Genomic DNA, 11855 nt, shown 5'->3' with positions numbered 1-11855 from the left:
CCGCGGCCGAACGGTTTGTTGAAGAAGAAGTGGCCGGATTTCTCGAAGCCGGCGAGCGCGCCAAGCTCGTTGGTGCGGCGCTTCATGTAGGAATGGCCGGTCTTCCAATACGCGGTCTTGGCGCCTTGCTGCTGCAGCACCGGATCGGTGATGAACAGNCCGGTCGANTTCACGTCGACCACGAANTGCGCGTCCTTGTGGATCGCCGACATGTCGCGCGCCAGCATCACGCCGACCTTGTCGGCGAAGATCTCCTCGCCGGTGTTGTCGACCACGCCGCAGCGGTCGCCGTCGCCATCGAAGCCGAGGCCGACATCGGCCTTGTGCTGCAAGACCGCGTCGCGGATCGCGTGCAGCATCTCCATGTCTTCCGGGTTCGGATTGTATTTCGGAAAGGTGTGGTCGAGCTCGGTGTCGAGCGGGATCACCTCGCAGCCGATCGCCTCCAAGACCTGCGGCGCGAACGCGCCGGCGGTGCCGTTGCCGCAGGCCGCCACCACCTTGAGCTGGCGCTTAAGCTTCGGCCGGCTGGTGAGGTCGGCGATGTAGCGCGCCGGGAAATTCTCGTGGAACTGGTAGCCGCCGCCGGCCTTGCTGGTGAAGCTCGCGCCGAGCACGATCTCCTTCAGCCGCGTCATCTCGTCGGGCCCGAAGGTCAGCGGGCGGCTCGCGCCCATCTTGACGCCGGTCCAGCCATTGTCGTTGTGNGAGGCGGTNACCATNGCGACNCAGGGCACGTCGAGGTCGAACTGCGCGAAATAGGCCATCGGCGTCACCGCGAGCCCGATGTCGTGCACCTTGCAGCCCGCAGCCATCAGGCCTGAGATCAACGCATATTTGATCGCGGCGGAATAGCCGCGGAAATCGTGGCCGGTGACGATCTCCTGCTTGACCCCGAGTTCCGCGATCAGCGCGCCGAGCCCCATGCCCAGCGCCTGCACGCCCATCAGATTGATTTCCTTGCCGAACAGCCAGCGCGCGTCATATTCGCGAAACCCGGTCGGCTTCACCATCGGTTCGGATTCGAAGGCATAGGTGTTCGGAACCAGAACGGGCTTGGGCTTTGGAAACATCTTGTAGCAGCCTCGCGAGAGCGTGATGGTCAATGCTGCAGCCAATAGCCAAAGGCGGACTGCGGCGAAAGGTGGGATCGCTGCTATTGGCCGACAATTGCGGCGGATTTGTTGGCCAGAAAAATGCTTCGTTCCGAGGCGCCTATTCCTGGAGGAGCGAAATTTCTACCTCGATCACGGCTCTTAGCGGCGGCAGCGCGCACTCGACGGTGTCCCATACAACTTTAGCCGCCACATCCTCATAGTCGTGACGGTAAACGTTGCCGGCTCCTGCCATCTTCTTCCACGCGATCCCGAGATGTCGAGCTTTCAAATCTTCCGGCAGACGTCGTGAAGCTTCGGAGATGATCTCGAGACAGCGAGTGACCGCGTAGACTGTCCGTATGTCATCGACAAAGGTTTCGCGATCGAAGCCCTGAACAAAATTCGTGGCCAAATCGATGTGGTGCAACATATCGAGGAGTACGACGTCCGTCCGCTCAGAACGCATAGATGGCGTCAGCAGTTGCCGTTGGCCGCACGTAAGATTTGAGGGCTTCGCGATTTACAACGTCGACCGGCTCATCAAACAGACCCGCGATGTATTCCTTCAGCTCTACATAATCGAAAATGGTGATACGTGCGTCAGGATCGATCTCGATCATGATATCGATGTCGCTGCCTGCGCCGTTATCGCCCCGAGCCACCGAGCCGAATAGCGCAGCGTGCCTTACCCCGCGTTTGCGCAGGTCCCCCTCAGAGCGTCGCAAGGTATCGATGGCTTCGGAACTGTTCATGGCGATCATATAGCACGGAGCAATCGCCACCGGGAGGGGTCGCCGAGCCAGTCTTACTGCTCCAGCACGAGCCTGCCGTTGGCATATTCGAAGCGCTTCAGCTTGGACAGGAAGGACAGGCCGAGCAGGTTTTCGGAAAGCGCTTCGTCGGGCAGCACCATTGCGTCGACGTCGCGGACGATGAGGCCGCCGAGATCGATCATGGCAAGGCGGGCGCGCGCGGCCTTGATGGTGCCGTTGGCGGTGGTGACGGTGGCGGTGTAGTCGCCGCGCGACGGGCGCAGGCCGAAGCGCGCGGCGGATTTCTCATTGAGCGCAACAAGCGAGGCGCCGGTGTCGACCATGAAGTCGATGCGCTGGCCGTCGATGCGGCCGTCCGTCGCAAAGTGTCCGCGGGGGTCGCGAGGAATGCTCAGCGTGCGACCGCCGCCCTGCGCCACGGTCTGAACGGGGATACTCTTCGAAGCGGTCGTGGCGGACGCGGAAGCCGGCGTCGTCTTGTCCGCCATCTGCGCCATGAAGCTGCCGAGGCCGACCAGGATGGCGGCAAGGATCATTATGTTACGCATGACGCCACGCAGATTTCCAGGAACTGGCCGATTTCACCACGCCATCCGCCGTCTCGCGACCGGCAGCGGCGATGGAGCCTGCCATTTTCGCGAAAATGATGAGTGAAGCGTTAACGGCAACGCCGTCATACGCGGGCTTGACCCGCGTATCCAACGATCTTGAGAAAAGCTTCTTGGGATGGATTGCCGGGTCAAGCCCGGCAATGACGAAGCAAGGACTACGTCCCGCGCGGCTTGGCCCGACGCGTCGGCACGGCATTGGCAGGGTCCTCCGGCCATGGGTGCTTCGGGTAGCGCCCGCGTAGATCGGCACGCACGGCACTGTAGCTGCCGCGCCAGAAGCCTGGCAGATCCCGCGTCACCTGCACCGGGCGCTGCGCCGGTGACAGCAATTCCAGCACCAGCGGCACAGCGCCCTTCGCGATCGACGGATGGATGTTGAGCCCGAACAATTCCTGCAGCCGGACCGCGATGGTCGGGCCCTGCTCGGCCTCGTAGTCGATCGCAAGCTGGCTGCCCGTCGGCGCCTCGAAATGGGTCGGCGCCTCCTGCTCCAGCCGGGCACGTAGATTCCAGGGCAACAGCGCCATCAGCGCATCCGAGAGATCGCCGGCCGACAACTCCTTGAGCGAGGTCTTGTCGTAAAGCGCAGGCACCAGCCAGGTCTCGCGCTCCCGCGCCAGCGCCTCATCCGACAGATCCGGCCAGCTATCGCCTTCGGCCTTGCGCAGGAACATCACGCGGTCGCGCCATTGCTTGGCGTGCTTTGACCACGGCAACTTGTCGAGGCCCGCAGCGATCAAGCCATCTGCGAGCACGCGTGCAGTCTCCGCCGACGGGGACAGCGCCACCGGCGCTTCCGACAGCGTGATCGCATGCAGCGTGCGCCTGCGCCGCGCGCGCAGCGCCATCGCACTTCGGTCGAACGAAATATCTTCCGTAGTCTCGATCTCAGCTGCGAAACGCAGCTCGATCTCTTCCAGAGTGATCGGCGCCGCCAGCAGGATCCGGCCGCTCGCCGCGGTGCCGGTCAACTCTCCGACTGCGATATAGGATGAACGCGCAAGTGAGGACGTCTGCTCGACGCTGGCGCCGCGGCCGTTGGCGAGCACAAAGCTGCCATTGCCGCGGTTGCGCGCGACGCGATCGGGAAAGGCGAAGGCCAGCATCGTGCCGGTGGAGAGCTCGCCTATGGCCTCGGACGCTTTCGACGACGTCACCTGCGAAGCCCAGCGCTGCGCGAGGCTGCGCGCGCTCGAGGCCCGCTGCGAGCGATCGCGACGGAACTGATCGAGCCTGACATCAAGATCGACACTGTCGCCGCCGAGCCCGCGCTCGGTGAGCACCGCTGCGATCTCCGCGGCTCCTGCCGCCGCGCCAAACCGCGCCGAATCCACGATCATGCGGGCGAGCCGCGGCGGCAGCGCCAGCGCACGCAGGCTGTTGCCTTCCGCCGTGATCCGGCCGCCGGCATCGAGCGCGCCGAGTTCGCGCAGCAGCACGCTTGCTTCGTTCCAGGCCGGCAGCGGCGGCGGATCAAGGAACGCAAGGCCGGACGCATCGCTGACACCCCATTGCGCGAGGTCGAGCACCAGCGAGGACAGGTCGGCGGACAGGATCTCGGGCTGGGTGTAGGGCGCGAGCGAGGCGGTCTGCGGCTCGTCCCACAGCCGGTAGCAGACACCGGGCTCGGTACGGCCGGCGCGGCCGCGGCGCTGATCGACCGCGGCGCGCGAAGCGCGCACGGTCTCGAGGCGCGTCAAGGCGATGTCGGGCTCGTAGCGCGGAACGCGCGACATGCCGGAATCCACGACAATGCGCACACCCTCGATGGTCAGCGAGGTCTCGGCGATCGAGGTCGCCAGCACCACCTTGCGGTGACCCTTGGGTGCCGGCGCGATGGCGCGGTCCTGAACGCTGGCATCGAGCGCGCCGAACAGCGGCACGATCTCGATCGTGGCGTCGCGGATGCGTTCTTCGAGAAAATTCTGCGTGCGTCGGATTTCGGCAGCGCCCGGCAGGAACGCGAGCACCGAGCCGGGGTCGGCGCGAAGCGCTATTGAGATCGCCTCCGCCATCTGCCGCTCCAGCGGGACGTCCATCTTGCGACCCAGATAACGCGTCTCCACTGGAAAGGCGCGGCCTTCACTCTCAACAACAGGTGCATCGCCCAGCAGTTTCGCGACACGTGCGCCGTCGAGCGTTGCCGACATCACGAGCAGGCGAAGATCCTCGCGCAAGCCCTGCTGCGCGTCGCGCGCCAGCGCGAGTCCCAGATCGGCATCGAGCGAGCGCTCATGAAATTCGTCGAACAGGACTGCGGCAATGCCTGTGAGTTCGGGATCGCCGAGGATCTGGCGCGAGAAGATGCCTTCGGTGACGACCTCGATGCGGGTGGCGCGTGACACTTTCGAGCCGAAGCGAACGCGATACCCGACGGTCTCGCCAACCCGCTCGCCAAGCGTCCGCGCCATACGCTCGGCGCTGGCGCGCGCCGCGATCCGCCGCGGCTCCAACACGATGATCTTCTTGCCGTTGGTCCAGGGCTCGTCGAGCAGCGCCAGCGGCACCCGCGTGGTCTTGCCGGCGCCGGGCGGCGCGACGAGCACGGCCGTATTCTTCGCCGCAAGCGTCGCCGCGAGCTCGCCGAGCGCTGCGTCGATGGGAAGTGGAGTGTCGAAATGACGGGACACGGCCTCACCACGTCGTCATGCCCGGGCTTGTCCCGGGCATCCACGTCTCTCTTGCCGAAAAGGAGAAAACAGAACGTGGATGGCCGGGACAAGCCCGGCCATGACGAAAAGTAATAATCATTAAACCGGCGGTTCGGCTGCGCGGCCAACGCTCTCATAGCTGAAGCCGTGCGCGGCCATATCCTCGGGGCGGTAGATGTTGCGGAGATCGACCACGAGCGGCTGCCGCAACAGGTTCTTCAGCCGCTCAAGGTCAAGCGTGCGGTATTGTACCCACTCGGTGACGACGACCATGGCGTCGGCGCCGGTCACGCATTCATAGGGATCATCGCAATACTCGATATCCGGCAGCTCCTTGCGCGCCTGCTCAATGCCGACAGGATCATGCGCCCGCACTTTTGCGCCCATGTCCAACAGGCCGGTGACGATCGGGATCGAGGGTGCCTCCCGCATGTCGTCGGTCTCCGGCTTGAAGGTGAGACCGAGCACGGCGACCGTCTTGCCGCGCAAATTGCCGGCGAGGCCCGCAACCTTGCGCGCCATCGCGCGCTTGCGGTTGTCGTTGACGCCGAGCACGGCCTCCACGATGCGCAAATTCACGTCATGGTCCTGCGCGATCTTGATCAGCGCGCGGGTGTCCTTGGGGAAGCAGGAGCCGCCGAAACCGGGGCCGGCATGCAGGAACTTGGAGCCGATGCGGTTGTCGAGCCCGATCCCGCGCGCGACTTCCTGGACGTCGGCGCCGACCTTTTCGGAGAGATCGGCGATCTCGTTGATGAAGGTGATCTTGGTCGCCAGGAATGCGTTGGCGGCGTATTTGATCAGCTCCGCCGTGCGCCGCGCCGTATACATCAGCGGCGCCTGGTTGAGCGACAGCGGCCGGTAGACATCGCCGAGCACTTTCCGCGCGCGCTCATCTGATGTGCCGACCACGATGCGGTCCGGGAATTTGAAGTCGCGGATCGCGGCGCCCTCGCGCAGGAATTCCGGATTCGAGGCGACCGCGACGTCGGCGACCGGGTTGGCTTCGCGGATCAGGCGCTCGACCTCGTCGCCGGTGCCGACCGGCACCGTCGATTTGGTCACCACCACCGTGAAGCCTTTGAGCGCGCCGGCGATCTCGCGGGCGGCGGCATAGACGTAAGAGAGGTCGGCATGGCCGTCGCCGCGGCGCGACGGCGTACCGACCGCGATGAACACCGCGTCAGCGTCGGCGACCGGGTCCTTCAGATCGGTTGTAAAGTCGAGCCGCCTCGCCTTCACATTGGCCGCGACCAAAGCGTCCAGACCCGGCTCGAAGATCGGGATTTCGCCGCGGCGAAGGGCGTTGATCTTCTCGACATCCTTGTCCACGCAGGTGACGTGGTGTCCGAAGTCCGCAAAACACGCGCCAGAGACCAGTCCGACATAACCCGTGCCAATCATGGCGATGCGCATGAAACCACCCGCTTGCTATCGTTAACGATTCCGCAACTCCCGTCAGCGTCTTAGAACATTTGCCGGCCAGGAGGAAACGGCAAAAAGCAGGCACGAGCGGCATGTCATTTGTATGAATAAAGGCGATAGCAACCGATCCGCCCGAAGATGCGCCAAATGCGCGCCGAAACAGGACAGTCATGACCGCAAACGGGACAACCTCCGCGAGCCTGCGTTCCGCCACCTCGCCGGACGGGCGCGTCGATTGGGTGGACTACGCCAAGGGCATCTGCATCGTCATGGTCGTGATGATGCATTCGGTCCTGGGGGTGGAAGCCGCCGCCGGCGAGACCGGCTTCATGCATGCGGTCGTGATGTTCGCGAAACCGTTCCGGATGCCGGATTTCTTCCTGATTTCGGGCCTGTTCCTCTCGCTCGTGATCGACCGTGACTGGCGCACCTATCTCGACCGCAAGGTCGTCCACTTCGCCTATTTCTATGTGCTGTGGGTGACGATCCAGTTCGCATTCAAGGCGCCGGCCTTTGCCGCCGAGACGAGCTGGAGCCACACCGGTTATCTCTATCTCGAATCCTTCATCGAGCCGTTCGGCACGCTGTGGTTCATCTATCTTTTGCCGATCTTCTTTGTCGTCACAAAACTGACACGCAATCTGCCGCCGCTCGCGATTTTGGCGCTGGCCGCCGGACTCGAGATGGCGCATGTGGTGACCGGCTGGACCGTGATCGACGAATTCTGCGCGCGCTTCGTCTATTTCTATGCCGGCTATCTCCTTGCGCCCACCGTCTTCAAGCTGTCGAACCGTGCACGCTCCGCGCCGACATTGGCGCTGATCGGGCTCGCGCTGTGGGTGCTGGTCAATGGCGCCCTGGTGATCGCGGGGGCGAGCGAATGGCCGCTCATCTCGCTGGCACTGGGATTTGCGGGCGCCTTTGCCATCGTCGTCACCGGGACGCTGCTGGCACGGATGCAGTGGCTCACGGCCTTGCGCTTTTGCGGCGAGCATTCGATCGTGATCTATCTCGCCTTCTTCCTGCCGATGGTGATCGCACGCGTCGGCCTGTTGCGCAGCGGCGTGATCCACGACATCGGTCTGATCTCGCTGCTCGTCACCATCACCGGTCTCGTCGGCGCACTGGTGATCTGGCGCATCGCGCTCGCCCTCGGCGCCAACTTCCTGTTCGAGCGCCCCGCCGCGTTCTGGATCGCGCCGAAGAAGGCGGCCGTACTGCAGCCGGCAGAATAATCTCCCCGTCGTCCCGGCCTTGAGCCGGGACCCATAACCACCGGCTCAAATTGTTGGATGCGCTGTGGCCGCGGCCTGATGCAACAACATCTCGCTGTGGTTATGGGTCCCGGGTCGCGCTTCGCTTGCCCGGGACGACAAATTCGGTGTGCGGTTCGCCAAGATTCCTGCACCTCAAGGCTGTCATTTGCTGCAAAAATCCCTAAATTTCGGCCATGCCGAAATCAGCCTCCAAGACCTCAGCCAAGACAGAACCCAAAGCCGCCCCCAAGCCCGTTGCCGCCAAGGCTCCGGCTAAGGGCCACCATGTGTTCCTGGTCGACGGTTCCTCCTACATCTTCCGCGCCTACCACGCGCTGCCGCCGCTGAACCGCAAGTCCGACGGGCTGCAGGTCAATGCCGTGCTCGGCTTCTGCAACATGCTGTGGAAGCTCCTGCGCGAGATGCCCGAGGACAACCGGCCGACCCATCTCGCCATCGTCTTCGACAAGTCCGAGATCACCTTCCGCAACAAGATCTATCCCGACTACAAGGCGCACCGGCCGCCGGCGCCCGATGACCTGATCCCGCAATTCGCGCTGATCCGCGAGGCGGTCCGGGCCTTCGACCTGCCCTGCCTGGAGCAGGTCGGCTATGAGGCCGACGACCTCATCGCGACCTATGTCCGGCTCGCCTGCGAGCGCGGCGCGAGCGCGACGATCGTGTCCTCCGACAAGGACCTGATGCAACTCGTCACCGACTGCGTCAGCATGTACGACACCATGAAGGATCGCCGCATCGGCATTCCCGAAGTGATCGAGAAGTTCGGCGTGCCGCCGGAAAAGGTGGTCGAGGTACAGGCCTTGGCCGGCGATTCCACTGATAACGTGCCCGGCGTGCCCGGCATCGGCGTCAAGACCGCGGCGCAGCTCATCACCGAATATGGCGATCTCGAATCCCTGCTGAGCCGCGCCGGCGAGATCAAGCAGCCGAAGCGTCGCGAGGCGCTGGTCGAAAATGCCGAGAAGGCGCGCATCTCGCGCCAGCTTGTGCTGCTCGACGACAAGGTCGAGCTCGAGGTGCCGCTCGACGACCTCGCCGTGCATGAGCCGGATCCGCGCCGGCTGATCGCGTTCCTGAAGGCGATGGAGTTTTCGACTCTGACCCGCCGCGTCGCCGAATATTCGCAGATCGACCCATCCGATATCGAGCCCGATCCCGGCAATAAGAGCGGCGCGAGCGTGTTTACACCATTGCCGCCATCAGGCGTCGAGCCCATGCCGGGTCCGGGTGCGTCCGCGCAGCCCGCGCCTGCCGTCAAGGAGCGCAGCAAGCCCGCGGGCAAGGAAGACAAGGCCTCGAGCCTCAAGGGCACGCCGATTGCGCTCGCGGAAGCGCGCGCCGAGGCAGCGCGCAAGACGAAAATCGATCGCAGCAAGTACCAGACGATCAGGAGCCTCGATCAGCTCAGCGCCTTCATCGCGCGGATCCACGACACCGGCCATGTCGCGGTCCAGGCGAAGGCGAATTCGATCGATCCGATGCAGGCGGAGATTTCCGGCATTGCGCTCGCACTCGGTCCCGACGACGCCGCCTATATCCCGCTCGCCCACAAGCAGGCGGGCGGAGGCAGCGGGCTGTTCGACGCGGGATTGGCGCCGGACCAGATCAAGTTCGAGCAGGCGATCGAAGCCTTGCGGCCGATCCTGGAATTGCAGGGCATCCTGAAGATCGGCTTCGACGTCAAGTTCAACGCGGTGGTGCTGGCGCAAGCCGGCATCACGCTGCGCAACTTTGACGATGCACAGCTGATCTCCTACGTGCTCGACGCCGGCCGCGGCTCTCATGCGCTGGAATCGCTGGCCGAGCGCTGGCTCGGGCATGCGGTGATCGGCGAGAACGAACTCGTCGGCAGCGGCAAGAACAAGCTGACATTCGATCAGGTCGCGATCGACAAGGCGACCGAGCATTGCGCCGAGATCGCCGACGTGATCCTGCGCCTGTGGCGCGTATTGAAGCCACGCCTGGTCGCGGAGCGGATGGCGAGCGTCTACGAGACGCTGGAGCGGCCGCTGGTCTCCGTGCTGGCGCGGATGGAGCGGCGCGGCATCTCGATCGACCGCCAGGTGCTGTCGCGGCTGTCAGGCGATTTCGCCCAGACCGCGGCGCGCGTCGAGGCGGAGGTCCAGGAGATCGCCGGGGAGCCGATCAATGTCGGCAGCCCCAAGCAGATCGGCGACATCCTGTTCGGCAAGATGGGATTGCCCGGCGGCACGAAGACCAAGACCGGCGCGTGGTCGACGACCGCGCAGGTGCTGGACGACCTCGCCGAGCAGGGCCACGAATTCCCGAAGAAGATCCTGGAATGGCGGCAGGTCTCGAAGCTGAAATCGACCTATACCGACGCGCTGCCGACCTACGTCAATCCGCAGACCCATCGCGTCCACACCACCTACGCGCTGGCTGCGACCACGACGGGGCGGCTGTCGTCGAACGAGCCGAACCTGCAGAACATCCCTGTGCGCACCGAGGACGGCAGGAAGATCCGCCGCGCCTTTGTCGCGACGCCCGGGCACAAGCTGGTATCGGCGGATTATTCGCAGATCGAGCTGCGGCTGCTCGCGGAGATTGCCGACATCCCCGTGCTGAAGCAGGCGTTCCGCGACGGCCTCGACATTCATGCCATGACGGCGTCCGAGATGTTCGGCGTGCCGATCAAGGACATGCCGAGCGAAGTGCGCCGCCGCGCCAAGGCGATCAATTTCGGCATCATCTACGGCATCTCGGCGTTCGGCCTCGCCAACCAGCTCGGCATCGCGCGTGAAGAGGCTTCCGCCTACATCAGGAAGTATTTCGAGCGGTTCCCGGGCATCCGCGCCTATATGGACGAGACCAAGGATTTCTGCCGCCGCAACGGCTATGTCACCACGCTGTTCGGCCGCAAATGCTACTACCCCGACATCAAGGCCAGCAACGCCTCGGTCCGCGCCTTCAACGAGCGCGCCGCGATCAACGCCCGCCTGCAGGGCTCGGCCGCCGACATCATCCGCCGCGCTATGACCCGCATCGAGGGCGCGCTCGCCGAGAAGAAGCTATCCGCGCAGATGCTGTTGCAGGTGCATGACGAACTGATCTTCGAGGTCCCCGACGAGGAAGTCGCGGCAACCCTGCCGGTCGTGCAGCATGTGATGCAGGACGCGCCCTTCCCGGCCGTGATCCTGTCGCTGCCGCTGCAGGTCGACGCCCGCGCCGCCAACAATTGGGACGAGGCGCATTGAGCTCTCTCTGTCGTCGCCCAGAGGGACGACGACAGCAAAAATGCACTCGGAGCAATTGCGCAATGGAATAGCGGCACGACGCGCGTTAGAAACGTGCGTCCTCCCGCGAGTTCCTGATGCCTCACACCTCCGCCTTGCTCGGTTTTGCGCTGCTCTCGCTCGGCATGGTGCTAACGCCGGGGCCGAACATGATCTACCTGATCTCGCGCTCGATCACGCAGGGGCCGGCAGCCGGGATCGTGTCGCTCGGCGGGGTGGCGCTCGGCTTCGTGTTCTACATGCTATCAGCGGCATTCGGCATCACCGCGCTGTTGTTCGCGATCCCCTACGCCTATGACGCGCTGCGCTTTGCCGGCGCGGCTTATCTGTTTTGGCTGGCGTGGCAGGCGCTGAAACCCGGCGGACGTTCGCCGTTCCAGGTGAAGAAGCTGCAGGTCGACAGCCCCCGGAAGCTGTTCGCGATGGGATTTGTCACCAACCTGCTGAACCCCAAGATCGCGATGCTCTATCTGGCGCTGCTGCCGCAGTTCATCGATCCCACGGGCAGCGTGCTGACGCAGTCGCTCGCGCTCGGCGTGACCCAGATCGCGATCAGCGTCAGCGTCAACGCGATAATCGCGCTCGCTGCCGGTTCGATCGCGCTGTTCCTCGGCACGCGGCCGGCCTGGCTGCTGCTGCAGCGCTGGCTGATGGGCACCGTGCTGGCTGGGCTCGCGATGAAGATGGCGTTCGAGGCGAGGAGAGCGTGAGTTCTTCACCTCGCCCCGCTTGCGAGGAGAGGTCGGAATTCAAGCGCAGCTTGAATT

9 protein-coding genes are annotated in these 11855 nt (G+C 64.3%); 3 read left to right on the top strand and 6 right to left on the bottom strand.

The genetic code is table 11. The features are described 5' to 3' along the window. From YY7_RS0139820 to YY7_RS0139795, 6 genes are all read right to left on the bottom strand, one after another. Positions 1–1073, bottom strand: a 1073-nt coding sequence (locus YY7_RS0139820; protein ID WP_028168046.1) for a phosphoglucomutase, incomplete at its 3' end; no start/stop codon positions are given. A gap of 142 nt (positions 1074–1215) precedes the next feature. Continuing rightward, the gene (locus YY7_RS0139815) at positions 1216–1563 is read right to left on the bottom strand and encodes a HepT-like ribonuclease domain-containing protein (protein WP_028168045.1); all 348 of its coding nucleotides are present in this window, start codon (positions 1561–1563) and stop codon (positions 1216–1218) included. Then, positions 1553–1849, bottom strand: coding sequence for a nucleotidyltransferase family protein (locus tag YY7_RS0139810; protein ID WP_028168044.1), 297 nt, complete (start codon positions 1847–1849; stop codon positions 1553–1555). Before YY7_RS0139810 ends, YY7_RS0139815 begins: the two co-directional genes overlap by 11 nt. A gap of 53 nt (positions 1850–1902) precedes the next feature. Continuing rightward, the gene (locus tag YY7_RS0139805; RefSeq protein ID WP_080664041.1) at positions 1903–2418 is read right to left on the bottom strand and encodes a TIGR02281 family clan AA aspartic protease; all 516 of its coding nucleotides are present in this window, start codon (positions 2416–2418) and stop codon (positions 1903–1905) included. A 218-nt stretch (positions 2419–2636) separates the two neighbouring features. Continuing rightward, entirely contained in the window at positions 2637–5111 is a 2475-nt protein-coding gene (gene hrpB / locus YY7_RS0139800) for an ATP-dependent helicase HrpB (RefSeq protein ID WP_028168042.1), read from the bottom strand. Positions 5112–5231: 120 nt separating this feature from the next. Beyond that, positions 5232–6548, bottom strand: coding sequence for a UDP-glucose dehydrogenase family protein (locus YY7_RS0139795; RefSeq protein ID WP_028168041.1), 1317 nt, complete (start codon positions 6546–6548; stop codon positions 5232–5234). A 179-nt stretch (positions 6549–6727) separates the two neighbouring features. On the opposite strand from YY7_RS0139795, the gene YY7_RS0139790 reads away from it, so the two are divergent. The 3 genes from YY7_RS0139790 (at position 6728) to YY7_RS0139780 (ending at position 11798) form a co-directional block, all read left to right on the top strand. Continuing rightward, positions 6728–7792: an acyltransferase family protein gene (locus YY7_RS0139790; RefSeq protein ID WP_028168040.1), complete on the top strand. Its 1065-nt coding sequence runs from the start codon at positions 6728–6730 to the stop codon at positions 7790–7792. A 215-nt stretch (positions 7793–8007) separates the two neighbouring features. After that, positions 8008–11049 (top strand): DNA polymerase I, encoded by a 3042-nt coding sequence (gene polA, locus YY7_RS0139785; RefSeq protein WP_028168039.1) that lies wholly within the window; start codon positions 8008–8010, stop codon positions 11047–11049. A 116-nt stretch (positions 11050–11165) separates the two neighbouring features. Beyond that, positions 11166–11798, top strand: a complete 633-nt coding sequence (locus YY7_RS0139780) for a LysE family translocator (protein WP_028168038.1) — start codon at positions 11166–11168, stop codon at positions 11796–11798. The last annotated feature ends 57 nt before the right edge of the window (positions 11799–11855 follow it).

The organism is Bradyrhizobium elkanii WSM2783 (genome assembly GCF_000472865.1).
Taxonomy (GTDB): domain Bacteria; phylum Pseudomonadota; class Alphaproteobacteria; order Rhizobiales; family Xanthobacteraceae; genus Bradyrhizobium; species Bradyrhizobium elkanii_A.
The sequence above is the reverse complement of the archived record's forward strand: the minus strand, read 5'-3'. Positions and strand labels throughout refer to the sequence as shown.

Coding starts and splice junctions, on each gene's coding strand:
- YY7_RS0139815 (WP_028168045.1), bottom strand. CDS start 1,563: ATGCGTTCTGAGCGGACGGACGTCGTACTCCTCGATATGTTGCACCAC.
- YY7_RS0139810 (WP_028168044.1), bottom strand. CDS start 1,849: ATGAACAGTTCCGAAGCCATCGATACCTTGCGACGCTCTGAGGGGGAC.
- YY7_RS0139805 (WP_080664041.1), bottom strand. CDS start 2,418: ATGCGTAACATAATGATCCTTGCCGCCATCCTGGTCGGCCTCGGCAGC.
- YY7_RS0139795 (WP_028168041.1), bottom strand. CDS start 6,548: ATGCGCATCGCCATGATTGGCACGGGTTATGTCGGACTGGTCTCTGGC.
- YY7_RS0139790 (WP_028168040.1), top strand. CDS start 6,728: ATGACCGCAAACGGGACAACCTCCGCGAGCCTGCGTTCCGCCACCTCG.
- polA (WP_028168039.1), top strand. CDS start 8,008: ATGCCGAAATCAGCCTCCAAGACCTCAGCCAAGACAGAACCCAAAGCC.
- YY7_RS0139780 (WP_028168038.1), top strand. CDS start 11,166: ATGCCTCACACCTCCGCCTTGCTCGGTTTTGCGCTGCTCTCGCTCGGC.